The following is a 25,290-nucleotide window of genomic DNA, read 5'->3' as shown; positions in this document are numbered from 1 at the left end:
GTTTGTGCTATCTGCTGTTACATGCCTACGGCATTCGAAAATACATGGGTGCATGCGTTGTGCTACAAATATTGCGTGCCTAACGGCACTTGCGCGGTGGGGTAACAAGCGTAAAAGGCAGGACATACCCGAAATGCCGTGAGGCATGTGACAACAATTCAAAAGTCTATCGCATTGTTGATGCCCTCGGTCGTCATCACCACCCTGCGCATTGTGCCGTCGCCATTGTAATACAACCGATCGACACACACCGACCTGCGGTGACTGCCGCCTTTCGGCAATGCACCATTGTGATAGAAAAAATAATCAGAACCCTTGAATTCAATGATCGCAGGCCGGTTTGTCGCACAGTTTCCGGCTGTTTCATTCAAAATACCCTTGAATTCCCAAGGTCCGGTAATGGTACGGCTAGTCGCATACGCCACTTTTTCGGGATAACCGTAGCCGTAAGCCAGGTAATAGGTGCTCCCCCGCTTATGAATATGCGCGCCTTCGGTAAATTCAGGAAGCTCTATGACGCTGATTGGACCCGCGAGTTCCAGGAGATTCTCATTCAATTCGGCAAAGTAACAGCGGCCATTGCCCCAGAACAGATACGCCTTGCCGTCGTCATCGATCAGGACGGTCGGATCGAGGTTGGCCTTCTCACTTTTGGTAACCGGTAACATATCATGGGTAACTAATGCCGAGCCTATGGCGTCTTTGAAAGGCCCGGTCGGGCTGTCGGAAACTGCCACACCGATCGCCTTGTACGGCCCGCCCGCGTGGGTTACGGATACGAACCAGTAGAATTCACCTTGATATTCAACCACTTTCGAAGCATAGGCATCGCCGCTCGCCCACGCGAAGTCCGTGGCTTTCAACGGGGAGTTATGTTCAATCCAATGCACGAGATCGTTCGAAGAAAAGCATAGCCAGTCGTGCATATGATAATCGTCGATGCCCTCGGGCGGATCGTCGTGGCCGGTGTAGAGGTAAACCGTTTGGTTATGCACGAGCGCCGTTGGGTCGGCGGTGTAGGGGCTTTGGATAATCGGATTGCCTTCTTTTATCATGGTCTGCCTTGGCTGAAACCGGTTTTCAGGGCGGTTGCAGCGATTAGTTTAGGTTTTTAGCCTAAAAACCATTCCAAAAGTCACTCGTGCTTCGGCAATGTCACCGGTCGCCGCGTCCATTCCGGCTGCGGATGTGTCCAATTCGCCACGAATGCAAATGTGCAATCCACGGTTTCAGGCCAGTTTTGTGTCATCAATCACTCAAAAACAATCAAGGTCATGACACAGAAAACAACAACCACAATCTACTGGATAGGCACAGCACTCACATCCCTTTGGTTCGGCGCAAGCGGCTTTTTTGAACTTACTAAAAACCCCGTCGTGTGGGATATTACGGTACAACTGGGTTACCCCGCGCATTTCATTTACCTGCTCGGCGTTTTCAAGCTTTCGGGCGTAGCGGTACTGCTGACACCCAACAAATTGCACAGGTTAAAAGAATGGGTGTTTGCAGGAATCTTCTTCGATATCATTTTCGCATTCGTATCGAAACTGGCGGTAATAGGCTTTGCAGCAACCACCGACGCGATCATTGCATTTATCATGGTATCAGTCACTTACACTATGTTCCGCAGGCTTGAAAAGTACTCAGGCAGCGCATTCGATCACAAACACGCCCTGGCGCATTAAGTAAAATGGATTTCACGCCCAACTCATCTGGCCTAGCTGTTTTTGTAAAAACTGCACCAGAGCAACAGTCCACCAGCGATTTACCTTCGTACTGCGATTTCGCACTGAACTATTTTAATTCGAAAACAATGAAAAAGGCCATTTTCTTTCATGCAGGTTGCCCGGTTTGCCTCAGCGCAGAACAAGACATATTGAACCTCATTCCTGCGGACCAGATAGAAGTAGTGCACCTTGGCGACGAGAAAGGTAAAGTCGCTGATGCCGAAAAGGCTGGCGTGAAGTCGGTACCGGCATTGCTGACGCCCAATGGGAATGTCCTGCACATTAATTTCGGCGCTTCGATCGAAGATCTTAGATAATGATTTACAGTACATTATGAACGGGCCGGGAGCTTATCCCCGGTCCGTTTTTTGTTTTATTTCAAAAAAATATTACTCTACTATTTCTATATACTAAATAATATCCATAGCTTTGCCTGAGAAACTTACAATCCCTACACATGAAACCACCGATTATACCTTACTGTTGTTGTCCTCTTCTCCGTAAGCAGCACTAGGACAGGCTGTTTTGCAGTAACCACCACTCATGAACACCATCGAAAACAGTAAAGCAATTCCTCATTTATGAAGACATTTTTAACGACCCTATTCAGCTCAGCAATTCTACTCATCTCATTTGTTGCACAGGCCCAGAACCCACCGATCGTCAATGCCACGGTTTCCGGAAAGATTCTTGACGCCTCCAACGACTCCCCGCTCATCGGCGCAACCGTGACCATCAAGGGAACGACCAACGGAGCCGCAACAGATGCAAACGGTGAATTTCAACTAGTTACGGGTCAAAAACTGCCATTTACACTGGTAGTATCGTTTTTAGGTTATATCAAAAAAGAAACAGTGATTGAAGGCAGCGGGGTGACGATCAAACTCGACCCTTCGGCTGGAAATCTGGAAGACGTGATCATTTCTTCGCGTCGTCGACAGGAATCCGCTCAGGAAGTGCCTATTCCGATCTCGGTAATCCGCGGATCGACCGCAGAAGACGCGGGTGCGTTCAATGTGAACCGTTTGAAAGAACTCGTTCCAACAGTTCAGCTGTACGTTTCCAATGCACGTAACACGACATTGAATATTCGCGGCCTCGGCTCTACTTACGGTCTGACCAACGACGGTATCGACCCGGGTGTAGGTTTTTATGTCGACGGCGTTTACTACGCACGTCCCGCAGCTACCGCCCTGGATTTCATCGACATCGAGCGTATTGAAGTACTTCGCGGGCCTCAGGGAACGCTTTTCGGAAAGAACACTACTTCCGGTGCATTCAACATTACTACCCGCGCTGCGCAGTTCGATCCGGGCGGCAGCTTCGAATTGAGCTACGGTAACTTCGGCTACATTCAGGCCAAAGGATCATTTACCGGTCCGATCAGCAAGAAACTCGCAGCACGCGTTTCATTCACCGGTACGCAGCGCAACGGTCTGTTTTTCAACGAGCATACTCAACAGCCGATCAACGATATCAACAACATCGGTGTACGCGGCCAGATCCTTTACCAACCCAGCAGCAAGGTTAATATTACCGTAATCGGCGACGTTTCGGACCAGAAACCAAACGGATACGGCTGGCCTGTGGCAGGTGTGGTGCCTACGAAACGTGCAGCTTACCGCCAGTTCGACGCGATCATCGCCGATCTGGGTTACAAGCTCCCCTATTCCAGCGCATTCGAGCGTAAACTGGATTTGGATACGCCTTCCAAAGCCGACAACAGGCTCGGGGGCGTTTCTGCCAACGCGGATATTAAAATCGGTAACGGAACGCTCACAGCAACTTCTGCATGGCGTTTCTGGAAATGGGTACCCCTCAACGACCGCGATTACCTTGGAATTCCTGTATTTACGATCTCTTCCGGCAACTCGGTGCATGACCAATGGTCTCAGGAGATCCGCTATTCTGGTAAAATTTCTCCGAAACTCAGCGGCGTAGTAGGATTGTTCGGCCTTTGGCAAGATCTGAAATCGGATCCTGTACAAACAGAAGAAGCTGGTTCGGCACAATGGCGTTTTGCGCAGAGCACTACCAGTGAGCTTTGGAAAACACCAGGCTTGTTCGATAATTTCGGTATCCGCACGACAAACCGCATCAAAAGCACCAGTTTGGCCGTTTTCGCAAATGCTGACTGGGCTATTACCGACAAATTCCACATTTTGCCGGGTGTGCGTTACAACTATGACAAGAAGGTTGTTGACTATAAAAGAGAGACTTACGGTGGTCTGCAAACAACCGACCCTGCATTGATCGCATTGAAAAGGCTTGTTTATACCGACCAGGCATTCAATACCAACTACGATCAGGGCAATTTCTCCGGACAGTTGTCGCTTCAATACAAAGCCAGCAGCCGCCTGAATGCATTCGCAACTTACTCGATCGGTTACAAACCTATCGGTGTAAACGTGGGTGGTTTACCGACTGCCAACGGCGCCGTACTGCTCGACCTGGCCAACGTAAAACCTGAGCACGTAGAGCATAAAGAGCTGGGTTTTAAAACCAGACCTACCGCCAACTCGGTGTTGAACCTGACCATCTTCCGGTCCGATATCAAAGATTTCCAAACGCAGGTACAAACTCCGGAGCCCGGCGTAAACCGCGGTTACCTCGCGAATGCTGAAAAGGTACGCGTACAAGGCGTGGAATTGGACGGAAACATCCGGTTCAGCCACCTCTCCTTCAATGCGGCGGTGACCTATACCGATGGTAAATATGTAACATTTAAAAACGCGCCGGTTCCATTGGAAGAAGTTGGCGGCGAGCAAGCTTTCAAAGACATTTCCGGCGGCCGTCTGCCCGGTATCTCGAAATGGTCGGGTTCTGTGGGTGGTGAAGGGACTGTAAAAGGTACATTCCTCGGCCTGAAAGGCAACTACTTCCTCGGTGTCGATGTGTTCGCACGCTCGGAATTTTCTTCAAACCCGTCGCCATCGAAATACCTGAACATATCGGGTTACTCGCTGACCAACGGCCGTCTCGGTTTCCGCGGTTCGAATGGCATTTCGTTCTTCGTTTGGGCCAGAAACGTATTCAACAAAGACTACTATGAACTGCTCCTCGCAGCACCGGGCAGCTACGGCCAGTACGCCGGTATCGTAGGCGACCAACGCACCTACGGCGTTACCTTGCGCTACTCGTTCTAAGATTTAGAGAGAAGTACGAATTATTATAACACTGCTGATCAGGGCGTTCCATTGGGACGTCCTGGTTTTTTTGTGCGCACAACTAAAACAAGTACGGTCTATTCCAGTACATCAGCGGGTTCTTCCACTTCGTTTTTCACAGGCTCGAAGGGACCTTTCGTAACTTGAAAAATCGACACACCCAGTTTCACTTCGATCAGAGCGAGTGTCTTGATCGTGAAATTGTGCGTCCCAGTCATCCATTTACTCACCTGCGATTCCTTTTTACCGATCATGTCAGCCAGGTCCTTCTGCGTTAACCCTTTCGATTCGAGGATTTCATGAATACGATCTGAAAGGTCGAAACTTGTGTCGATGAATCTGTCTATTGCGGGGTCAGATGTAAGTTTTTCTAATGCATTCATAATTTTAAGTCGATAAAAAGTTCACCTTCCAACGTCATGAGGTCATTTGAATAACGAATTTCGTTCTCCTGAATCTTTACGATCAGCTTCTCGTCAATGGCCATCATCAATTTCATCGCTTTCCAGGTCTCCGCTCCGTCCTGCGTTTTTTGGCCTTTCTTCTCTCCTCCGCCGTCAATAACTACGATGTTGTGGCTACATCTAATGCAGTAAATACGAAGCCTGGAAAATGAAACTGGCCCGGCAAAGACATTGTTTTCGGCCCGGAAGTATCGAAGCTGAGCGCCACGGTTTTCGATATTTATCAGCCAACGTTTGATTGCCAGAATATCTTCTGAAAAACCCTTTTCAAGATATTCGTCTACAAATAGGTCGGTCTCGGTGGATAGACAACCTTCAAATCTAATGGTGTAGATAGTAGCCTCCCTGGATTTGGAATACAACTCAAAATAAATACGATTCACTTATAAGTTAAGTTCAAAGATAAAACATTTCCAGACAAAAAAGAATGTTGAGCAAGCTCCACCGTCATTGATATTATCTAAAAATATCTCGCTTAAACCACATGAGTAGAAAGCTCAGGCGGGTCGCTTCACCATCGGTACAGATCAGTTTTTTGGCGGTAAATCAGCTTATTACTATGAAAAAACTCGCGCTACTCGCGTGGGCGCTTCCCGCGCTCGCATTCGGACAGACGACCTCCCTCCAACAAGGCTTCCAAACCCCGCCAGACGCCGCCAAGCCGCGGGTATGGTGGCATTGGATGAACGGCAATATCACCAAGGAAGGCATTACCAAAGACCTGGAATGGATGAAGCGTGTAGGCATAGGCGGTTTCCAGAATTTCGACGCGAGCCTTTTTACGCCGAATGTGACGCCGAAGAAACTGGTGTTTATGACGCCGGAATGGAAGGATGCATTCAAGCACACCACTGATCTCGCGGAAAAACTCGACCTCGAAATGGCCATTGCGGGCTCGCCCGGGTGGAGCGTAACGGGCGGGCCGTGGGTACCCGCAGCCGACGCGATGAAAAAATACGTGTGGACCGAAACCCGCGTCTCAGGCGGTCAGGCTTTCACCGGTAAACTGCCGCAGCCCAAGCCGGTAGCAGGCAAATTTCAGAATGTGCCGCTGCCTGCGGAAGGCGGCATTACCGGTCCGACGGGCGAAGTACCCGATTACTATGCCGATGCGGCCGTGATCGCTTATCGCCTGCCGGCAACCGATAAACTCATGACTTCCCTGAACCCGAAAGTAACTTCCAGCGGCGGTACATTCTCTGTGGCGGAACTGACGGATGGCGATCTGGGCAAAACCACCCTCCTGCCGCCCATGGAAGTAGGCCAGGATATGTGGGTACAATATGAATTCGACAGCCCTCAGACCTTCAAGGCATTGACGATTGTAGGCGCGAGTTCGGGCGGGGCATTGGCGGAATTCAATGGCGCACCCAATAACCGTACATTGAAAATCAGCGACGACGGTGTGAATTTCAGGGATGTAGCGCCCATTAAAGGCAGTACTGTTCCGCAAAACACGTTAGCATTCGCACCGGTTACGGCCAGGTTTTACCGCATTGCATTTAAAACATTACCTCCGCCGCTCAATCCTTTTGCATCGATGTTTGGCGGCGGTAATGCGCAGCCGGCCAAGCCGGAAGGTGTACAAGTTGCCGAAATCGTATTCCATAACACCGACCGGATGGATCAATTTGAAGAAAAGGCCGGTTTCAGCCCCTGGCGGGAAAATACAACGTCCTTCATTCAAGCTAATGCCGACGTGGTACCGCTCACGGATGTCGTTGACCTGACCTCTAAAATGAATGCCGACGGCAGCATCAACTGGACGCCGCCCGCCGGCAACTGGGTCGTGTTGCGGCTAGGATACTCGCTTACCGGCCGCAAAAACCACCCCGCTTCACCAGAAGCGACGGGTTTGGAAGTGGATAAACTGGATAAAGACGCGGTTACCAAATACATTAATACTTACCTCGACATGTACAAAGACGCTACCGGCGGCCAAATGGGCGCCAAAGGGTTGCAATACATGGTGCTCGACAGTTACGAAGCCGGGCATATGACCTGGACGAAGGCAATGCCTGCGGAATTCAAAAAGCGGCGCGGCTACGACATTACGCCCTGGATTCCCGTGCTCACGGGCGTGGTCGTGAAAAGCGCGGCGGAAAGCGACCGGTTCCTCTGGGATTTCCGCAAGACGATCGGCGAACTGATCGTGGAAAACCACTATGAGACGATCGGCGAAGCATTGAAGGCCCGGGGCATGAAACGGTATACCGAGTCGCACGAGGGCGGGCGCATATACCTGGCCGATGGCATGGACGTGAAGCGCAAGGCGGATGTTCCGATGGCTGCCATGTGGACGCCCGGAAGTCTGGCCGGTGGGGCCGACGAAGAAGTGCGCAGCGAAGCCGATATCCGCGAATCGGCGTCGGTAGCGCATATTTACGGGCAAAATATCGTGGCTGCTGAGTCGATGACGTCCGTCGGTAATGCATTTACCTGGTACCCGGAGAAACTGAAACGCACGGCCGATCTGGAAATGGCGTCCGGTTTGAATCGCTTTGTAGTCCATACCTCGGTGCACCAGCCGCTGGATGACAAAAAGCCTGGTTTTTCGCTGGGGCCGTTCGGGCAGTATTTCACCCGTCAGGAAACATGGGCTGAACAGGCGAAGGCGTGGATGGATTACCTCGGCAGAAGCTGCTTCATGCTCCAACAGGGCAAGCAAGTCGTGGACGTGCTCTATTATTATGGTGAAAATTCCAATATCACCCAGATTTCCACTCAAAAACTGCCCTCCATTCCTGCGGGCTATGCATTCGATTTTGCCAATTCGAGTGTGATTAAAAATATGCTGAAAGTGGAAAAAGGCGCGATTACCACGCCTTCCGGCCAACAGTACCGGTTGCTCGTGCTGGATTCTACCGCCCGGAATATGACTTTGCCCGTGTTGCAAAAGATCGGCGAGCTGGTATCGGCAGGCATGAAAGTGGCAGGCGTAAAACCCGAGCGCTCCCCCAGCCTGAGCGACGATGCCACGGCTTTTGCGGCATTGGTAAACCAGATTTGGAGCAATCCTAATGTCTCAACCCAGCCTATTGAAACCGTTTTGAGCAGCATCACACAAAAAGACGTGATCATTACCGGCGAAAAGGCTAAAATCCTTTACGTACACCGCCAGACCGCCGATACCGATATTTACTGGCTCGATAACCGGAGCGCCGACGCCAACGACGCGCAGGTCAGCTTCCGGGTCGCAGGCAAAACCCCGCTTCTCTGGAATCCTGAAACCGGGAAAACCAGTCCGCTCTCCTACCAAATCGCTGACGGACGCACGACGATACCTTTGAAATTCGATTCCTGGCAGGCATATTTCATTGTTTTCAGCGGAAAGACGGCTTCGAATTCCCACACCGTGCCGGCGTTGACGGAATCGGAAGTCGCGGGCGTTACAGGCACGTGGACGGTGCGCTTCCAGCCGGGCCTGGGTGCTCCCGCACAAGTGCAACTCAATGCATTGGCCCCACTGTCTGACAATGCGGACGCGGGCATCAAGTATTTCTCCGGAACAGCTACTTATGAAAACACATTGAATGTTCCTACCATCCATAAAAATGCGCGGTATTGGCTGGATTTGGGTGATGTTAAAAACCTGGCGGAAGTGATTATCAATGGCAAAAACATAGGCATTACCTGGAAAAAACCATTCCGCATCGATGTAACGGAAGCATTGAAACAGGGCTCCAATAACATTCAGATAAAGGTTACCAATACCTGGGTCAACCGGCTGATCGGTGATGCCCAACCCGGGGTAACGAACAAAATCACTTTCACGACCATGCCATTCTACAAACCCGATTCCCCATTGCAACCCAGTGGTCTGCTCGGGCCGGTGAAACTCGTTGCGGCGACTCCGACGGAATAAGGATCACGCGTGGTCGGGGGTGGTCATTTGTGGTCAGGTATGGTCAAGAATGGTCAGGTATGGTCAAGAGTTGTGTGATCAGGTGTTGTCCTATCATGAATAAACATGACAAATCTTGACAACACTTAACCATTCTATACAACAAATGACCACGCTTGACCAGACCTGACCAAAACCGCTAACACGTCCTCGGGCAAGGAGCGCTCAGGTCGTAATAGCCGCTTTCCTGGTCGGGACCGATCAGGCTGCCGGTGCCGCCTTCGCGGTTGGCAATGGCCTGGAAGAGCAGACCGAAGGCGTAGGAGCCCGTTAATTCTTTCTGAACATCCTCATTAGCAGCCGGGAAATACCGGTGCAGTACAAACCGGATGTAAATCCTCGGCATTTTCTCAAACCTGAAAAGTGCCGCAAGCAGCTCTTTCAACGGATAATTATAACCATTCAAAAACCCGTATTGGGTACGGAAAAGCGGACTGCCCACTTCGCCCGCATGGCCTTTTTCCTCCCAATAACTGATCCATTGCTTTGCCAGCACATCGGGCACATTGCCTCCGGGGCCGTCTCCCGCCTCGCGGAAATCGCCCGGCGTATGCGCATAATAAGGTGTAATGATTTGGCCGGCATTGTCGACGCCGAAAAGCACGAGTTTGAACCTGGTATCGTCGGTATCGAAACCAAAGCGGACTTTTATGACTGCAATTCCGGGTGTCGACACGAGTGTTTCGAAGTCGTCACCGTCGAAAAAATCGCCCAGAAGGAGTTTGCTCCCCCAATTAAAAAAGCTAAACGGCTCGCGGCTGTGTTCCAATGCCTGCCATTGGGCGACCCATTTTGCAAAAACTTCATCACTGATAAACTTCGGCATGCTCGCTGAGATTTAATGGTTTAAAAAGATAATTGCTTCCCGATCGTGCAGCGCAACCCGCATCCGCACAATGGAAAGCAATATACCTAAGGGCAAGGTAGTCGTGTAACTAATTCGTTAAAAAATTAGAATTAATTCGATTTATCGGTTAGGTTAATAGGTTCGTTCCACACCCGGACTCCGATTCGAAGAACCCGTTATCGAGCTCCCCGAATCTTTGATCACGCCCGGATTTTTTTAGTTTGTTGAATCAGACGCAAGCGCCAACCAGGATTATTTTTTCAGCACCCCGTCCTGATTGACATGTCAAAATTCAGCAAACCGGCGGAGCGGCGTAAGCGTGTAAACACGTGGTTGTAAAAAACAGGTGTTTTCCGGGGGGGTATGGGGCTACTCCGGCGACTCTTTGGAAATTTTCTCGTTCGCGAGGGCAATGTCCTCCGGCTCGGCCTCGGGCTCGTCCTGTTCGATGCTTGCCGTCGGCTCAAATTGTAGTGAAAGCAGGATAGGAAAATGATCGGATGAGAAGTTTTCAAGCCGCGCCATTTCCACCAGTTTAAAATCCGTAGAACAGAACACATGGTCGAGCGGGAAGCGCAGAAACGGCATTTTCGCATGGAATGTGTTGTAAAAACCCCGGCCAATGCGCGGATCGAGCAGGCCGCTGATTTTGGTAAACAGATCGGTGGTGTACGACCAGGCCACGTCGTTCAGATCCCCAACGACAATGCATGGCAAACGGCTCGTTTTCACCTCCTTTGCTACCAGCAAAAGCTCCTTGTCGCGCTCCGTGGAATGCAGGTTTTCGCCCGGAACAGGCGGCGTCGGGTGCACACAAAACAGCTGCACTTTCTGGCCGGAAGGTAAGGTTACCAGCACTTTAATGGACGGTATTTCATCATCCACCAGGTGCCGGACCTGTATTTCGGAAAGGGCCAATTTAGAGTAAAGCAGCATTCCGTAAGTGTTTTCCAGCGGTACCGGCACCTCGTAAGGATAATGTTCGCGCAATGCCAGCGTGTTTTCGTGCCAGTAACTGTCGGTTTCCAACAGGAGCACCACGTCGGGGTCGTATTTACGGATGAGGTTCAGGCAACCGGGGGTATTCCTGTTGTCCTGAAAAACATTGGAAGACAAAATCGATATCCGGTTCTCAGGCAAATGCGTCCGCGCCGCCAGGATTACCTTTCCCGCAACGGGCGTAAACGGGTACACCAGGTAGCACAGATAAAGCGTATTCAGGATGAAAAGTCCCGAGAGCAGCACTGTTTGCAGGTCTGTCTGGAAAAACAGGCTCAGGTAAACGCCGCCGATGGCTACGCTGAGGACGAGCTTCTGTAATCTGGGATATTCAAATACCCGAAAGGTCCAGTAATCACTCCGGATCAGCGGAATGAGCGACATCATTACGATCAGCACACCGGCGACTTCCAGGAAGGTTTTAAAATAATGCATTGCTCAGGTCAGGTAACAACTGCAATATTCCGATTATTTCACATCATTTCAACTATCGAAATGCGACACAACCTTACTCTTTTGCCGCATTTGCGGGTTTCTTATCCCAAAATAAATGCCTTTCTTCGCAGCTGCATCTATCAATGACCTATGAAATTCCTGCCCGCGATATTCCTGCTTACCCTGTTTTACGCCGCCAATGTATTTGCCCAAAAGCCCCCGGCGAGGGTCATCACCTACCGGAACCCGGTTATCGCAGGTGACTTTGCCGATCCGTCGGTGATACGCGTGGGCGATACGTATTATGCCGTCGGAACTTCGTCGGAGTGGGGCCCTGCTTATCCTATTTATACTTCCAAAGACCTGGTGAACTGGGAATATCTCGGACCGGTTTTCGCGGAGCTGCCCAAATGGACGATGGGAAGCTACTGGGCGCCGGAGCTGTTTTTCCGAAATGGGACATTCTTCGTTTATTATACCGCACGGCGGAAGTCGGACAAGCAATCGATGATCGGCGTGGCGAGCACGAAAGACCTTTCGAAAGGCTTCAAAGATCATGGTGTAATTATCGAATGGACCAAAGAGGCTATCGACGCCTATGTGGTGGAGGACAAAGGGAAATTATTCATTACCTGGAAAGCCTATGGTCTCGATAAAGACCGGGACATCGAACTGCTCGGCGCAGAGCTTGCACAGGACGGCCTGAAAGTAATCGGCAAGGAATTCAGCCTCATTAAGGCCGATCCCGCGGGTTGGGAAGCGGGCGGTGCCGAAGGGCAGGCTATCTTCAAAAGAGGAAATTATTGGTATATGCTCTATTCCGGCAATGCCTGCTGCGGCGACCGTTGCGATTACCAGGTAGGGCTTGCCAGGGCAGAGAAGTTGCAAGGGCCGTGGGTTAAATATACGGGCAACCCGGTGCTTTTTGGAGACGATGCCTGGAAATGCCCCGGGCACGGCACCGTTGTGGTAACCCCCGACCGCCGCTATTTTTACCTGCACCATGCATACAATGGCACCGATTTCACATTTGCCGGCCGGCAAGGCGTGCTCAGCGAGCTGGTTTGGGACGAAACGACCCGCTGGCCCGCATTCAGGTATGGCAAAACCACGCCCACGCAAGCCGAATCACCCGCCGGCGCAGGACCGCTAGCACACAACAGCCTCAACTTCTCGGTGAATTATGATCGTGATACGACGAGGCTGCCATGGGTTTTCGATGTCAGCCTGCCTAAGCCGCAATTTGCCATCAGGGCAGCTGCCTTGCAAATCGAATGCGGGAATCCCGCCGCGACGGGTAATTTCCTGGGACAAACCATTAGAAAAGGCAGCTACACATTCGCTACCGAGTTTGTGATCAAGGATACCGTTTTTCAGAACGTCGTGCTGTATGGTGATGCGCAAAATGCCATCGGCTATGGCGCCGGCCAGAACCGCGTGGAACTATGGCAAGTGAAAGACGGCCGGTATGAAGTTCTCAAAACGCAGGAAATTCCCGATAAATACAAACATATCCGGCTGGAACTGCAAAGCCGCTATGGTCGCTTCTATACGTTCAGCTGGGGCGTAAAAGGTCAAAAAATCGACTCATTGACCAGCTCCGTACAAATAGAAGCCCCCTGGCTGCCGCGTTGGGACAGGGCGCCAAGGGTGGGTGTGAGCGTCAGCGGTGCCGCGAACCAGAAAAGTGAAATTAAAGCGATCGAAATGAAGTACGATTAAAAGTACTGCTGCATCAGCTTCGGATACGCAGGTATCACCACTTCCGGCTCCTCGATTTCGGGGTGCCATTTTTTCTCCCATTCGAAGCTGTAATAGCCTTTGTAGTTGTCTTTCACAAGCACTTCTATCGCCTCCTTCAAAGGTCCCTCGCCCTTGCCTACCTGCACGTACGCGATCTTCCCGTCTTTCAGGAGTCCGTCCTTGATGTGCGTGTGGCGAATGTACTTTTTCAGTTTGGCATACACCTCTTTCGGAGGCTCTTTCGTCACCGACCACATATTGAAAATGTCCCATATCAGGCCGACATGCTTATGCTCGGCTTTGCCCATTACGGTCGCGAGAATGTCCTTGCCGGTCACGTCTCCATGCGATTCCAGCAGCACGGTTACCGACGTATTTTTAGCATAATCCCCCAGTTCAAGCAGTCCGCTGCTGATTAGCTCCACGGTTTTGGCTACTTCCTGGTCTTTGGGCAGATCATTGGGGAACACGCGGACATAAGGACAATTCAGTTGCTGCGCAAGGTCTATGAATCGCTTTGCCTCATCGAGGTTTTTAGCGCGAACGGCCGGATCAGCCATATGCAATGCCGCCGACGAACCGAGATCAACGATCCTTAATCCCTTGTCCTCCGCCATTTTACGGGACCGGGCAATGTTTTGCGGACTATCGAAATCGCTGCATTTAGGCAAATCCATGCAGTCGAGCACGCCGCGGATCTCGATGCCTTGGTAGCCATTGTCGGCTGCATATTGGACGATCGTCGCCCAGGCCCATTTCGGGCAGGCGAGCGTGGAGAATGAAAAAAGCGGTTTGGCCTTTGCCAATGCATGCAGGGGTTGCATTAACGGCAATGCGAGACCGGCGGAGGCGGCTAGCAGGAAATCCCTGCGGTTAAGGAAAGATGGTTCGTTCATAAGGTTCAGGAAAATGCCCCGAAATATACACTGAAAAAAGTAAGGTCTGCAAACCCGTGGGCTTGCAGACCTTACTTACATATTCAGCGCTTTGATGAGCTCTATTTCGCGGGTTGGTCGGTCAATTCGCCTTTCCGCAGTTCGAGTACGATCCGGATGCCTATTGCTGCAATCGCCACCGCAATCCCGAGCTGGGCCAGTCCTGCCCACATGCTAATCGTCCATTCCATTTTTGTATCGATTTGATTTTCGACACAAAATAAAAGCGACCCTTGATGACAATAAAGCGTTATCCATTAACCGGTTAGCAAAATTAGTAAACGGCCAAACCGGGTATTTTGAAAAAAAAATCAGCCTGTCTATGTTGCAAAATTTGAATTCATATTTAACTTTGAATTACAAAGTACTTTTCAAAATACCAATCACACTTACTCACCACGGAAAAGGTTAAATTTCAATTCTCAATCATCGTTTTATGCGCGAAGAAATTCTGTTGAACCAAGACAATGCCCTGCAACTCGAAAAGTTGTACCGGGGCAACAAGCCGGGCTTTAAAGCAGCTTTCAATGCATTGTACCCCGAATTGCGCACTAGCCCGCTCGCGGAAGGATGGTACCAGCGGCTCAATTTCAGTCAGGACGACCTTTTGCGGGGCGCTTCCGCGTGGGGCACGCCGACCGAGCGTACTTTCGTCGTGGCGGCTTCACTTTTCGCGGCGCTGCTGGCCAAGCTGCCCGAAATGCTTTCCATCAGCGAAGACTTCTTTTACCCGCGCAATATCGGTTTCATCGTCGCGCCGGTACTGATGGCCTATTTCGCCTGGGAAAACGCTGTTTCCTGGAAAACAAGGGGTTTTGCGGTGCTGCTGCTCATCGCATCGGCCGTGTTCATCAATTGGTTGCCCCAAAATGAAAAGAGCGATACGCTGATCCTTTCCTGCCTGCACCTGCCGCTCTGGCTGTGGTCGCTGCTGGGAGCTGCTTACAACGGCGGGAAATGGCGAAATGGCGAAAACTGGCTGGAATTCCTGCGGTATACGGGGGAACTGGTCGTAATGTCGGGGCTGCTGGTGTTGTCGGGCGGGCTCACGACGGCTATTACGATCAATCTTTTCAAACTGATTGGCTGGGACATTCAAAAATTCTATTTCGACTATATCGTCATATGCGGACTGGCGTGCGTGCCCATCTTGGCAACGTTCATTACCCGCGTGCAACCCACGCTCGTGCGTAAAGTACCGACTATAATTGCAAAATTATTCAGTCCGGTGGCATTGGTTATGCTGGTCGTGTACCTGGTTGCCACGCTGATTGCCGGCAAAAGCCCCTACCACGACCGCGAGTTCCTCGTTCTTTTCAACGGATTACTGGTCGGCGTAATGGCCCTGATCTTCTTTTCGCTGGCCGAAACCGATCCATCCGGCGATAACCGTGCGCAGGTTGTGTTGCTGTTCCTGCTATCGGCGGTGACGCTGCTCGTCAACAGCATTGCATTATCGGCCGTATTGTTCCGGATTTCGGAGTGGGGACTCACGCCCAACCGCGCCGCCGTGCTGGGCGCCAACGTACTGATGCTCGCCCATTTGTTTTATGTAGGACTCAAACTTTTTGCGGTACTGAGCAAAAAAACAGGCCTTTTCGCAGTTGGAGCCTCGCTGGCGATATTCCTCCCGCTGTACAGCATCTGGAGTGCGGTGGTCATCTTCCTATTCCCATTGATTTTCGGGTTTAAATAATCCCTTTTAGAAAGTATTGCCTGTATCGAACTATCTTCAAATTGACCAAAAAAGCTGTCGGATCACCGGCAGTTTTTTGTTTTAACGGCTATCTGAGAAATTTGCAACTCTTGCTGTAATCCTTGTACGCCCGGGGCGCGGCCAACCTGCCATCTTTGTATTGTTCTTTAACACTAAACAAAAACGACCATGAACTCACTCGAAAACAAAGTAGCCCTGGTAACCGGCGCGTCAAGGGGAATAGGTGCGGCAGTAGCCCTTCATCTGGCACAGGCAGGTGCGAAAATCATCGTAAACTACACCGGCGGTCTGGAAGCAGCGCAACAAACGGTAGCAGCGATCCAATCCGCCGGCAGCGAAGCCATTGCAGTACAGGCCGATGTAAGCAACGCGGAACAGGTGAAAGCCATGTTCGACACAGCTATCGCGCATTTCGGTAAAATCGACATACTGATCAATAACGCGGGCATTATGATCACCAAATTGCTCAAAGACACGACCGATGAAGATTTCACCCGCCAGTTTGAAGTGAATGTGCGTGGAACATTCAACACGCTCCGCGAGGCCGCGACCCGCCTGGCCGATGGCGGCAGCATCATCAACTTCTCCTCCACGACGACGCGCGTCATGATGCCTACCTACGCGACCTACGTGGCGACAAAAGGTGCCGTGGAGCAGCTGACACGCGTTTTCGCCAAAGAAATAGGTTCCCGAGGAATTAACGTGAATGCGGTACTACCCGGCCCTACCAACACCGAACTGTTCACCAAAGGCAAACCCCAGGAACTGATCGACCGCCTCGCCTCCCTGAACGCCTTCAACCGCCTCGGCGAACCCGAAGACATCGCCAAAACCGTAGCCTTCCTCGCCAGCGACGACGCCAAATGGATCAGCGGGCAGACGATCGGGTTGAATGGGGCGATGGCTTGATACGGCGTGGAACCTGATATCTCAGAATAATCGATTACCTGTACGACTGGATCGAAAAGAACTAGTAGCGTCAAAAGACAGTAAAAGCGAGCAGAACAAGCCTTCAAGGGGTTATGAAAAAGTTCTGCTTGCTTTTATTTCAACTATCACTATTTGCTGCCGTTGCATTGGCGCAATCCGGCAGATCTACTACATTCCCTGACGGCGCGAAAATACCGACCTGGTTTTCAGATACTTCCAAAATAGATTTAAAGAAACTGGGCAGGCAGTTTGTCATTACCGAACATGGCGTTTCGGGAGATAGCAACGTGGTGCAAACTGCGAATATCCAGCGTGTGATCGACCAGGCGAGTGCGCAGGGTGGAGGCGTGGTGGTGATCCCGAAAGGTACTTTCCTGAGCGGTGCATTGTTTTTCAAACCTAAAACACATTTGTACGTATCGGAAGGCGCCAGGCTGAAAGGTTCGGACAAGATCGCCGATTATCCGATGATGCCGTCGCGGATGGAGGGGCAAAACCTCGATTATTTTCCCGCATTAGTGAATGCCTACGGCGTGAATGGTTTCACGATTTCAGGCAAAGGGATCATCGACGGCAACGGGCTGAATTACTGGAAAGCATTCTGGCAGCGGCGAAAAGAGAATCCGAATTGTACCAACCTCGAAGTGTCGCGCCCGCGGCTCGTATTTATCTGGAAAAGCAATGATGTACAAGTGCAGGATGTGACACTGCAAAATTCGGGCTTCTGGACGAGCCATTATTATCAATGCAACAATGTTAAGATACTGAATGTCAGGATCACGGCACCGCACGAGCCCATTAAAGCGCCCAGTACGGACGCCATCGACCTGGACGTGTGTAATAATGTACTCGTAAAAGGTTGCTATCTGGCCGTGAACGACGACGCCATTGCATTGAAAGGCGGAAAAGGGCCTTACGCCGACACCGATCCCGGCAATGGCGCCAATACGAATATCATCATTGAGGACACCCATTTCGGTTTCTGCCACGCGGCGCTGACCTGCGGGAGCGAGGCCATTCACAACAAAAACGTAATCATGCGCAACTGCCATATCGAGAACGCAATGCGCGTGCTGTGGCTGAAAATGCGGCCCGATACACCTCAGAAATACGAGTTCATCAGCGTCGAAAATGTGGATGGTTACGCGTACAGCCTCATTTACGTGAAGCCCTGGAAGCAATTCTTCGATTTGAAAGGCAGAAAGGACGTCCCGCTCTCCTACTCCGACCATATCAGCCTGAAAAACATTAAACTGAAATGCGAGGTGTTTTTCGACGTGAGTCCGGGCGAATATGACAAATTATCGAAATTCACCTTTGAAAACCTGAATATTACCGCCAAAAACGCCGCTTACGACAAATCCGTGGTCAGTGACTTTACGCTCAGGAATGTCAAAGTAAATGAGAAGATAATCCATTAACCCAGGTACCGGCACGCGAGCAGGTACAGCTCGGCGACGAACGAATCGTAGGCTATGAAAATGTCGGGTTTAGCAATGAAATCCTTCGCGCCAGCCCGCATGCATCGCTCGCGCGTGGCTACCACGGACGAGGTCGAGGTCGCGAAAACCGCGATATCGGGATAGGTTACTTTAAGCTCGTCGATAATGTCGTAGCCGTTTTTGCCCGGCATATTCAGGTCCGACAGGACCAGTTCGGGCAATTCCCCCGGTGAGCCATGCAGCCATTCCGTCAGTTGATCGCCGTTAGCGAATTCGCCGAGGATTTCAAATTCCCGGGATGACCTGAACGCCTCGGACATAAAATAGCGCTCGTCTTCATCATTTTCAACAATGGCTAATCTGAAAGTTCTCATGTTCGGCGGCTTATATCTTGGGTAACATAATATGAAAGCAGGCACCGCGGTTCTGCGCCGATTCGGCCCAGATTCTGCCCCGGTGCCGCTCAACGACTTTTTTGCAAACGGCCAGGCCCACCCCGTTCCCCGGATATTGGCTCACAAAATGCAACCTTCTGAAAATCTCGAAGATCTTTTCCAGGTTTTCCGGTGAAATACCGATGCCGTTATCCTCGACGACGAACCGCACGCTGCCATTTTCCATCCAGGATTTTACCTTCACTTCGGGCGTCAGGCCATTTGTGAATTTCAATGCATTGGCGAGCAGATTTTGAAAAAGCTGGACCAACTGAATACGATCGCCGTAAATGAACTGCACCTCGCTTTCCACGCGGATCTCCGCACCCGATTGCTCCACGGCATCGTTCAGATTCTGGATCGCCTCGCCGATTACTTCGTCCACTTTCAGCTTCTGCCGTTGCAACCCTATTTTGCTCAGTTGCGAATAATGCAGCAGATTATCGATCAGCTCATGCATGCGCTGGGCCGCGAGAATGCCTTTTCCGATACTAGGCTTCAAGAGGTCGAACTTCTGCTGGTCGAGTTGCTGGTCCATCAGGTGTAGAAAGCTCCGCACGGTGCGCACGGGCTCTTTCAAATCATGCGAAACAATGGCTGTAAACTGCTCCAACTCCCGGTTTACCGAAGACAGCTCGCTATTGGTTACCGAAAGCTCTTCGGCCAGCTGCCGGTATTTGTCGGAACTCTCCTGCAATGCCTGTTCGCTCATCTTACGCTCGGTAAGATCGCGGGTCACTTTCGAAAAACCACTCAGCCGACCTTCGGTATCATACACCGAGGTAATGACGATATTTGCCCAAAAACGGCTCCCGTCTTTCCTCAAGCGCCACCCTTCTTCTTCGTATTTGCCACTGGACCTGGCCACTTTCAACTCCCAGGCGGGTTTCCCGTTCAGAATATCTTCCTCGGGATAAAAGATAGAAAAATACTTTCCGATGACATCTTCTGCGCTGTAACCTTTGATGCGCCGGGCGCCTTCGTTCCAACTGACAATCCGGCCTTTCGTATCGAGCATGAATATCCCGTAGTCTCCCACCTGCTCCACCAGGGAACGATACCGGGCTTCGCTTTGCCGCAATACCTCCTCGTCTTTGAGCCTATGCGTAAGGTCGCGGGTCACTTTGGAATAGCCTATCAGCACATTCCGCTCGTTGAACAGCGCGGTGAGTACCACACTGGCCCAGAACAGCGAGCCGTCTTTTTTCACGCGCCAGCCTTCTTCCCGGTACGAACCCGCGTCGCGGGCGACCTGCAATTTCTCTTTCGGCTTCTCGTCGAGTTGGTCGGTGGCCGGGTAAAACACCGAGAAATGCTTACCCACGATTTCGTTTTCGGTATAACCGTGGATAAACGTCCCGCCGTCGTTCCAGGTCAGTACATGGCCTTCCGGGTCCAGCATGAATATCGAATAGTCACGGATCGCCTCCACCATCAGTCGGTAGCGTTCCTCGCTTTCGAGGAGATCGAGTTGTTTTTTCTTCTGGTCGGTAATATCCCGCAGCAGCACACAGTACCCGGCGAAACGTTCTGCATCGTCGAAAAGCAGGGAATAGGAAGTTTCTGCCCAGTACCGGGTGTGATCTTTTCTCAGCTTCCAACCTTCCACGACAAACTTCTTCTTTTTCTGTACCTGGTCTAGTTCGTAGCGGTATTTGATGGGGTCGTCCTGGCCGTCGCCGATCGTGTAAAACGGTTTGGCCTCTATTTCAGTCTCTTCGTAGCCGGTGATTGCGCTTGCCGCGGCGTTGCAAGTCGTGATTCTGCCTGTTTCGTCCAACAAAATAATACCTTCGGTTAGGTTGCGGAAAATCAGGGCGCTGTTCAGATGCATGAGTGGGTAAGGTGTAAATCGAGTTGGGTAGGAACATAGCAAATTCCATGCCACAAAAATCAGGCGTGCCGGAGCTAAGCCAGCACGCCTGAATTACATTCACATCCATGGTTCTTAACCAATGTGGTGCCCTGCAACGTGGCCGCCATCGAGGTTGATCACCTCTCCGGTGATGAAGTTGCTGCTTGCCAGGTACAATGCAAGCTGGGCAACGTCTTCCGTTTCCCCGATGCGGTCCACCAGGTGCAGGCCGGCCAGGCTATCGGCATCGCTTACGCCGGTTTTCGCTTGAAGCGGGCTGCGGATAATGCCGGGCGCGATAGCGTTGACGCGGATATTGTTCTTGCCAAATTCCGCGGCCAGCTGGCGGGTCAATGCATGAATACCTCCCTTGCTCGAAATGGGCGCGGTAGCGGGGAATCCGCCGATCGCATGGTCAACCAGCACGGTACCGATGTTGATGATCGAGCCCTCGCCTTGTTGCAGCATTTGTCTGATAGCCGCCTGACTGGTGAAATAGGTGCCTTTCAGGTTGATACCCAGGAAATAATCCAGATGCGCTTCGTCCACTTCGAGGAAGTTGCGCGGTTCGAATACCCCCGCATTGTTCACCAGCACGTCCACGCCGCCGAACTTACTTACCGCGGTATCGACGAGCAGCTGGCCGGTCGCTTTTTTGCTGATGTCGCCCGGCACCGCCACGAGACGGTCATGGTTACCCAGTTCGTTATACGTCGCCGACAGGTTATCCCCGTTGGCCGAGTTGATGATCACATTGTGGCCGTGTTCCAGGAACAGGCTTGCTACTGCTTTTCCGATGCCGGTAGATGCACCGGTTACGATAATGGTTTGTTTTTTCATGATGATATGTCAGGTCTGTTACTGTTTTCTGTTAGCTGTAATTCCTTTTTCGCGGAGCACCGATACCTGCTCTCCGGCGTATCCCCAATCGTCCAGTTCCACTTCCTGGATCACGACGTGGGTCAGGTGCGGGTCTTTGTCGAGCACTTCGGTGATCAGTTGTGTCACCCCGGCGATAAGCTCCTGTTTTTGTTCGCGGGTAACGCCTTCGCGGGTTACCTCAATTTTTACGTATGGCATGATTCCTGTCTTTAAAAGGGTTGTCAATGGATTCGTTGTCAATTCATTACTGCGATTTGACATAACAAAGGAACCCTGTTCGCAGCAGACCATTACGTGACATACATCACAAGTATCGTGTTTCCGATTTGCATTGCCGGGCAAATAGTGAGAAATTGCGCGCCCAATTTTCCAATACAATGACAACTCCTGTTTTCTGCGGCATCGATTTCGGTACTTCCAATTCCAGCCTCGCCATCGCCAACCCCAACGACGTTTTCCTGATTCCGGTAGAAAACGACCATAAAACAATCCCGAGCGCGATGTTTTTTGCGCGGAAAGATAATGAGGCATTCTTCGGCCGGGCAGCGATGGAACGCTTCCTGAGCCGCCAGCCGGGCAGGTTAATGCGCAGCTTGAAACGCGTGCTGGGAACACCGGCCATGCGCCAGGGTACCATGGTGAATGGAGAATTGATGAAATTCGACCAGATCGTGGCCGCATTTCTCGACCAGATGAAGAAAAAGGCGGAGACCGACTGCGGTACCGAACTGAAACACGTGGTCATGGGTCGGCCGGTGCATTTCATCGACAACGACCCCGCCGCCGACGAGCGTGCCGAAAACGAGTTGAAAGCGATCGCGACCAGCCTGGGTTTCGAGCACGTCGGCTTCCAGTTCGAACCGATCGCGGCCGCATTCGCACATGAGGCGCGCTTGACGGGCGAAAAATTGGCTATGGTGGTCGACCTCGGCGGCGGAACTTCCGACTTTACGATTATCCGTCTGTCGAAAGACAATGCCCGCAAACACGACCGCAGCAGCGATATTCTCGCCAACACGGGCGTGCGCCTCGGTGGTAACGACTTTGATAAAGACCTCAGCCTCGCCCGCATGATGCCCGAGCTGGGTTTCCGCACGACCTATGGCGCTAAAAACCTCGAAGTGCCCTCCTACCATTATTTCGACCTTTCGGAATGGAGCAAGGTAAACTTCCTGTACACCAACCGCACGATATTCCAGGCGAAACAGCTCCTCCGCGAAACGCATTCACCTGAAAAATACGGCCGGTTGATCAACGTCCTCGAACAGGAAAGCGGCCACGCCGTGCTCGCCGAAACCGAGAACATCAAGATCGGCCTCACGCAAAGCGACGCCTACGTAGCCTCCCTGCCATTTATCGACGAAAATTTGCAGATTAATGTCGAACGCGAGGTGTTCAACGAAGCCATCGGCACCAAAACGCAGCGTATTATCGACGCCGCGAAACAATGCCTCGAAAGCGCGGCCATTGCTCCCGAAGCCATCGGCCTGGTGATCATGACCGGCGGCTCGACGGAAATCCCGCTGATACAGGAACGCTTCCGCGCGTTGTTCCCCGCCGCCGAATGGTCAGAAGAGAACAAACTTTCGAGCGTCGGGCTTGGATTAGCCTACGACGCCCGAAGCCGGTTCTCCTGATTAAAACTTAGCGTGTTGCCGGATTAACCGGCAGCCATACCTTATTGCCTTTTCCCCCGCGGTTACCCATTGCATAGTAGGGTACCGCGGTGAAGCTCGTCACTTTACCGGAGGCATTCTTTGATTTACCGGTAACGACATTCACGCCATTGAGCAGGTCGTTGCGGTATTGCAATGCCAGCGGCGATTTCGTATCCACCTGCAATGCATCCAGGTCGGCATTATCGGCGGTTTCCAGGCAGTAAATCACCGGCCCCGCCGCAATGGCGACCTGATTTTTCAAATCTTTTACCTGGTCGTTTGCCGTAATGACGCGTGGCCTTACAGGCAAATCGAGTTCCACACGGTCGCCTTTCTTCCATTCGCGGCGGATAACCGCGTAGCCGTTTTCCAGCGTTACTTTCTGCGCCTTACCGTTTATTTTAAATGCAACAGGCTGTTTCAAATCCGAAGCATACAGCCCGTAAGGATTCTCGATCCCCCGCGCCCAGCCCGGCACCCGCACGTGCACGCTGAATGCGCCGGTTTTTTCAGGATTAATGTTTAAAACGACCTTCCCATTCCACGGATAACCCGTTTCCTGCGAAACAGCAACCTTATTATCCGCTAAACCGATTTCCGCATTGCTTCCGATGAACATATTGACATACAACCGATCGGCAGCGGAAGCATAGATATAATCCGGCAACGCGGAAACCATTTTCAGGAACATCGGCGGGCAGCATGGGCACGAATGCCACTCCCAGCGCGTGTGGTCGTGCGCGTTGAGCGGGTTCTGATAGGTATATTGTTTGCCCGAGAGCGAGACGCCGGTCAGGACATTGTTGTACAAAACGCGTTCGAACTCATCCATGTATTTGGCATCGCCGGTGAGCTCGTTCATCCGCTGACTGAAAAAGCCCGCGCCCACGGCCGCACAGGTTTCGAGATAGGCATTGCTCGGCAGGAAATAATCGGCTCCGAACTTCTCGTCGTGCGCAATGGCCCCCACCCCGCCCGTCACGAACATACGCCTGCCCGCCATATTGTCCCAAAGGCGACCGGCGGTTTGCATATATTCGGGCATATGGCTTTCCAAAGCCATGGCGGTAATGCCGGTAGCAAGCAATGTGGCCCGCACGGCATGGCCTTCGATGGTTTTTTGCTGAAAAACGGGGATCGAATCCTGCGCATAGTCGCCCCAGGCCGGGCGGGCATCGGCAGATATCTCCTTGTACTTCTGTTCTTTGACCCATTTCTCCGATTGATCGTTACCCCACGTCAACCACAGCGGGTAACCCGCATTATGTCCACGGTTTTCGATCCAGAAACGCGCCAGTGCCAGGTAAGCCTGCTCGTTCACAGGCACATTCAGTTTAGTTTTCAGGTCCGGATTTTCTTTGAATAACCAGTACAACTTGGTTACCGCTTCCTCCGGCCCTGAATGCGCGGGCACGATGTTGCGTTTCGGCGCGGGGCCCATCAATGCGGTCATATGGTTGGCAGCGCGAACAGCCACTTCGAGCAGTTTCGTCTTGCCCGTCGCTTTGTAATAATGTACCCCGGCCTCCACAAGCATTCCTGCATTGTACACATCGTGCTGCCAGCGCAGGAAACCGCCATTGTCGCCCCAGCGGTGTGTGGGTTCCATGAGATCGGTGTAGGTGTTGATATAACCGTTCGGGTCGGCTTGCTGGGCGGCGTAAATGCGATCTATGTAGCCGTCGATGCGTGCTTGCAACGCGGCGTCGGGGTGCAGGTCGCCGATGCCGCGGATGGTTTCGTAGATCAGCCCGTCGAACCAGGGCAACCCGGCATGGCCGCCTTTTTTCCCCGCCGCTACCTTATCGAAGTTTTCGAAAACATTGTTTTTAGCCTGCTCTTCGGCTTTCAGGTGTTTCCCTTCGAATTTATCAAGGACGTCCGTAGCGGTAGTCGTACGCCATAGCTCCATTTTCGGCGACCAGAACGGGTCGTTGATCGTTACTTTTCGCACCTGGGTAAGTTGAGAACCCGCCGCCGGGACGTTCACGGCGTTTTGAGAATAGGTCTGACCGGCTGCCAGCAGCGAAACACCCAGGCCGATCGATAGACAATGTTTTTTCATGTTCGGTTTTAATTTCGGCCAAATATATAAATGTTTTCCAACTGGTACGAACTGGTATGACTTTATTATTTTGCAACAACCGCCGA

The 25,290-nt window shown here is 51.7% G+C and carries 21 protein-coding genes; 9 read left to right on the top strand and 12 right to left on the bottom strand.

Annotated features, from left to right (window positions below; all coding sequences use genetic code 11):
• Positions 1 to 158 precede the first annotated feature (158 nt).
• The gene (locus BMW93_RS06740; RefSeq protein ID WP_090374418.1) at positions 159 to 1,055 is read right to left on the bottom strand and encodes a glycoside hydrolase family 43 protein; all 897 of its coding nucleotides are present in this window, start codon (positions 1,053 to 1,055) and stop codon (positions 159 to 161) included.
• Positions 1,056 to 1,274: 219 nt separating this feature from the next.
• On the opposite strand from BMW93_RS06740, the gene BMW93_RS06735 reads away from it, so the two are divergent.
• From BMW93_RS06735 to BMW93_RS06725, 3 genes are all read left to right on the top strand, one after another.
• Complete coding sequence (locus tag BMW93_RS06735; RefSeq protein WP_090374417.1) at positions 1,275 to 1,685, top strand: DoxX family protein; 411 nt, start codon at positions 1,275 to 1,277, stop codon at positions 1,683 to 1,685.
• Between the two features lie 128 nt (positions 1,686 to 1,813).
• Complete coding sequence (locus BMW93_RS06730) at positions 1,814 to 2,044, top strand: thioredoxin family protein (protein WP_090374531.1); 231 nt, start codon at positions 1,814 to 1,816, stop codon at positions 2,042 to 2,044.
• A gap of 264 nt (positions 2,045 to 2,308) precedes the next feature.
• Positions 2,309 to 4,873, top strand: a complete 2,565-nt coding sequence (locus tag BMW93_RS06725; RefSeq protein WP_090374416.1) for a TonB-dependent receptor — start codon at positions 2,309 to 2,311, stop codon at positions 4,871 to 4,873.
• Between the two features lie 98 nt (positions 4,874 to 4,971).
• Here the strand turns inward: BMW93_RS06725 and BMW93_RS06720 are convergent, their stop codons facing one another.
• Complete coding sequence (locus tag BMW93_RS06720) at positions 4,972 to 5,277, bottom strand: helix-turn-helix transcriptional regulator (protein WP_090374415.1); 306 nt, start codon at positions 5,275 to 5,277, stop codon at positions 4,972 to 4,974.
• Positions 5,274 to 5,741, bottom strand: a complete 468-nt coding sequence (locus tag BMW93_RS06715) for a hypothetical protein (protein WP_090374414.1) — start codon at positions 5,739 to 5,741, stop codon at positions 5,274 to 5,276. Before BMW93_RS06715 ends, BMW93_RS06720 begins: the two co-directional genes overlap by 4 nt.
• A 176-nt stretch (positions 5,742 to 5,917) precedes the next feature.
• On the opposite strand from BMW93_RS06715, the gene BMW93_RS06710 reads away from it, so the two are divergent.
• Positions 5,918 to 9,223 (top strand): glycosyl hydrolase, encoded by a 3,306-nt coding sequence (locus BMW93_RS06710; RefSeq protein ID WP_090374530.1) that lies wholly within the window; start codon positions 5,918 to 5,920, stop codon positions 9,221 to 9,223.
• A 178-nt stretch (positions 9,224 to 9,401) separates the two neighbouring features.
• Here BMW93_RS06710 and BMW93_RS06705 read toward each other — a convergent pair whose 3' ends face one another.
• Positions 9,402 to 10,088, bottom strand: a complete 687-nt coding sequence (locus BMW93_RS06705; RefSeq protein WP_090374413.1) for a hypothetical protein — start codon at positions 10,086 to 10,088, stop codon at positions 9,402 to 9,404.
• A 390-nt stretch (positions 10,089 to 10,478) separates the two neighbouring features.
• The gene (locus BMW93_RS06700) at positions 10,479 to 11,543 is read right to left on the bottom strand and encodes an endonuclease/exonuclease/phosphatase family protein (protein WP_090374412.1); all 1,065 of its coding nucleotides are present in this window, start codon (positions 11,541 to 11,543) and stop codon (positions 10,479 to 10,481) included.
• A 150-nt stretch (positions 11,544 to 11,693) separates the two neighbouring features.
• Between BMW93_RS06700 and BMW93_RS06695 the strand changes: the two genes are divergently transcribed.
• Positions 11,694 to 13,265, top strand: coding sequence for a glycoside hydrolase family 43 protein (locus BMW93_RS06695; protein WP_090374411.1), 1,572 nt, complete (start codon positions 11,694 to 11,696; stop codon positions 13,263 to 13,265).
• On the opposite strand, the gene BMW93_RS06690 is transcribed toward BMW93_RS06695, so the two are convergent.
• Both BMW93_RS06690 and BMW93_RS36045 read right to left on the bottom strand, forming a co-directional pair.
• A complete protein-coding gene (locus tag BMW93_RS06690) occupies positions 13,262 to 14,182 on the bottom strand; it encodes a sugar phosphate isomerase/epimerase (protein ID WP_090374410.1) in 921 nt (306 codons plus the stop codon). The two genes, BMW93_RS06695 and BMW93_RS06690, sit on opposite strands and share 4 nt — an antisense overlap.
• A 101-nt stretch (positions 14,183 to 14,283) precedes the next feature.
• Positions 14,284 to 14,412: a hypothetical protein gene (locus BMW93_RS36045; protein ID WP_255372341.1), complete on the bottom strand. Its 129-nt coding sequence runs from the start codon at positions 14,410 to 14,412 to the stop codon at positions 14,284 to 14,286.
• Between the two features lie 245 nt (positions 14,413 to 14,657).
• On the opposite strand from BMW93_RS36045, the gene BMW93_RS06685 reads away from it, so the two are divergent.
• The 3 genes from BMW93_RS06685 to BMW93_RS06675 all read left to right on the top strand — a co-directional run bounded on the left by BMW93_RS06685 (position 14,658) and on the right by BMW93_RS06675 (position 18,289).
• Positions 14,658 to 15,917: a hypothetical protein gene (locus tag BMW93_RS06685; RefSeq protein ID WP_090374409.1), complete on the top strand. Its 1,260-nt coding sequence runs from the start codon at positions 14,658 to 14,660 to the stop codon at positions 15,915 to 15,917.
• A gap of 189 nt (positions 15,918 to 16,106) precedes the next feature.
• Positions 16,107 to 16,847 (top strand): SDR family oxidoreductase, encoded by a 741-nt coding sequence (locus tag BMW93_RS06680; protein ID WP_090374408.1) that lies wholly within the window; start codon positions 16,107 to 16,109, stop codon positions 16,845 to 16,847.
• 113 nt (positions 16,848 to 16,960) lie between these two features.
• A complete protein-coding gene (locus tag BMW93_RS06675) occupies positions 16,961 to 18,289 on the top strand; it encodes a glycoside hydrolase family 28 protein (RefSeq protein ID WP_090374407.1) in 1,329 nt (442 codons plus the stop codon).
• On the opposite strand, the gene BMW93_RS06670 is transcribed toward BMW93_RS06675, so the two are convergent.
• The 4 genes from BMW93_RS06670 to BMW93_RS06655 form a co-directional block, all read right to left on the bottom strand.
• Positions 18,286 to 18,684, bottom strand: a complete 399-nt coding sequence (locus BMW93_RS06670; protein ID WP_090374406.1) for a response regulator — start codon at positions 18,682 to 18,684, stop codon at positions 18,286 to 18,288. The genes BMW93_RS06675 and BMW93_RS06670 overlap by 4 nt on opposite strands.
• 10 nt (positions 18,685 to 18,694) lie before the next feature.
• Positions 18,695 to 20,578 carry a PAS domain-containing sensor histidine kinase gene (locus tag BMW93_RS06665; protein WP_090374405.1) on the bottom strand — a complete coding sequence of 628 codons (1,884 nt, stop codon included), beginning with the start codon at positions 20,576 to 20,578 and terminating at the stop codon, positions 18,695 to 18,697.
• 114 nt (positions 20,579 to 20,692) lie between these two features.
• Positions 20,693 to 21,439: an SDR family NAD(P)-dependent oxidoreductase gene (locus BMW93_RS06660; RefSeq protein WP_090374404.1), complete on the bottom strand. Its 747-nt coding sequence runs from the start codon at positions 21,437 to 21,439 to the stop codon at positions 20,693 to 20,695.
• Between the two features lie 18 nt (positions 21,440 to 21,457).
• Positions 21,458 to 21,679, bottom strand: a complete 222-nt coding sequence (locus BMW93_RS06655; RefSeq protein ID WP_090374403.1) for a 4-oxalocrotonate tautomerase family protein — start codon at positions 21,677 to 21,679, stop codon at positions 21,458 to 21,460.
• A 179-nt stretch (positions 21,680 to 21,858) separates the two neighbouring features.
• Between BMW93_RS06655 and BMW93_RS06650 the strand changes: the two genes are divergently transcribed.
• The gene (locus BMW93_RS06650) at positions 21,859 to 23,118 is read left to right on the top strand and encodes an Hsp70 family protein (protein WP_090374402.1); all 1,260 of its coding nucleotides are present in this window, start codon (positions 21,859 to 21,861) and stop codon (positions 23,116 to 23,118) included.
• 7 nt (positions 23,119 to 23,125) lie between these two features.
• On the opposite strand, the gene BMW93_RS06645 is transcribed toward BMW93_RS06650, so the two are convergent.
• Entirely contained in the window at positions 23,126 to 25,204 is a 2,079-nt protein-coding gene (locus BMW93_RS06645; protein ID WP_090374401.1) for a glycoside hydrolase family 127 protein, read from the bottom strand.
• Between the last annotated feature and the right edge of the window lie 86 nt (positions 25,205 to 25,290).

This window comes from Dyadobacter sp. SG02 (assembly GCF_900109045.1).
Classification (GTDB): Bacteria; Bacteroidota; Bacteroidia; order Cytophagales; family Spirosomataceae; genus Dyadobacter.
This window is presented reverse-complemented; position numbering and strand designations above follow the sequence as displayed.

Excerpts from the sequence above, each read along its gene's own strand:
- BMW93_RS06700 (WP_090374412.1), bottom strand. The coding sequence starts at position 11,543 with ATGCATTATTTTAAAACCTTCCTGGAAGTCGCCGGTGTGCTGATCGTA.
- BMW93_RS06690 (WP_090374410.1), bottom strand. The coding sequence starts at position 14,182 with ATGAACGAACCATCTTTCCTTAACCGCAGGGATTTCCTGCTAGCCGCC.
- BMW93_RS06670 (WP_090374406.1), bottom strand. The coding sequence starts at position 18,684 with ATGAGAACTTTCAGATTAGCCATTGTTGAAAATGATGAAGACGAGCGC.
- BMW93_RS06665 (WP_090374405.1), bottom strand. The coding sequence starts at position 20,578 with ATGCATCTGAACAGCGCCCTGATTTTCCGCAACCTAACCGAAGGTATT.
- BMW93_RS06710 (WP_090374530.1), top strand. The coding sequence starts at position 5,918 with ATGAAAAAACTCGCGCTACTCGCGTGGGCGCTTCCCGCGCTCGCATTC.
- BMW93_RS06680 (WP_090374408.1), top strand. The coding sequence starts at position 16,107 with ATGAACTCACTCGAAAACAAAGTAGCCCTGGTAACCGGCGCGTCAAGG.
- BMW93_RS06675 (WP_090374407.1), top strand. The coding sequence starts at position 16,961 with ATGAAAAAGTTCTGCTTGCTTTTATTTCAACTATCACTATTTGCTGCC.
- BMW93_RS36045 (WP_255372341.1), bottom strand. The coding sequence starts at position 14,412 with ATGGAATGGACGATTAGCATGTGGGCAGGACTGGCCCAGCTCGGGATT.
- BMW93_RS06660 (WP_090374404.1), bottom strand. The coding sequence starts at position 21,439 with ATGAAAAAACAAACCATTATCGTAACCGGTGCATCTACCGGCATCGGA.
- BMW93_RS06655 (WP_090374403.1), bottom strand. The coding sequence starts at position 21,679 with ATGCCATACGTAAAAATTGAGGTAACCCGCGAAGGCGTTACCCGCGAA.
- BMW93_RS06740 (WP_090374418.1), bottom strand. The coding sequence starts at position 1,055 with ATGATAAAAGAAGGCAATCCGATTATCCAAAGCCCCTACACCGCCGAC.
- BMW93_RS06695 (WP_090374411.1), top strand. The coding sequence starts at position 11,694 with ATGAAATTCCTGCCCGCGATATTCCTGCTTACCCTGTTTTACGCCGCC.
- BMW93_RS06645 (WP_090374401.1), bottom strand. The coding sequence starts at position 25,204 with ATGAAAAAACATTGTCTATCGATCGGCCTGGGTGTTTCGCTGCTGGCA.
- BMW93_RS06725 (WP_090374416.1), top strand. The coding sequence starts at position 2,309 with ATGAAGACATTTTTAACGACCCTATTCAGCTCAGCAATTCTACTCATC.
- BMW93_RS06650 (WP_090374402.1), top strand. The coding sequence starts at position 21,859 with ATGACAACTCCTGTTTTCTGCGGCATCGATTTCGGTACTTCCAATTCC.
- BMW93_RS06735 (WP_090374417.1), top strand. The coding sequence starts at position 1,275 with ATGACACAGAAAACAACAACCACAATCTACTGGATAGGCACAGCACTC.
- BMW93_RS06730 (WP_090374531.1), top strand. The coding sequence starts at position 1,814 with ATGAAAAAGGCCATTTTCTTTCATGCAGGTTGCCCGGTTTGCCTCAGC.
- BMW93_RS06685 (WP_090374409.1), top strand. The coding sequence starts at position 14,658 with ATGCGCGAAGAAATTCTGTTGAACCAAGACAATGCCCTGCAACTCGAA.
- BMW93_RS06705 (WP_090374413.1), bottom strand. The coding sequence starts at position 10,088 with ATGCCGAAGTTTATCAGTGATGAAGTTTTTGCAAAATGGGTCGCCCAA.
- BMW93_RS06720 (WP_090374415.1), bottom strand. The coding sequence starts at position 5,277 with ATGAATGCATTAGAAAAACTTACATCTGACCCCGCAATAGACAGATTC.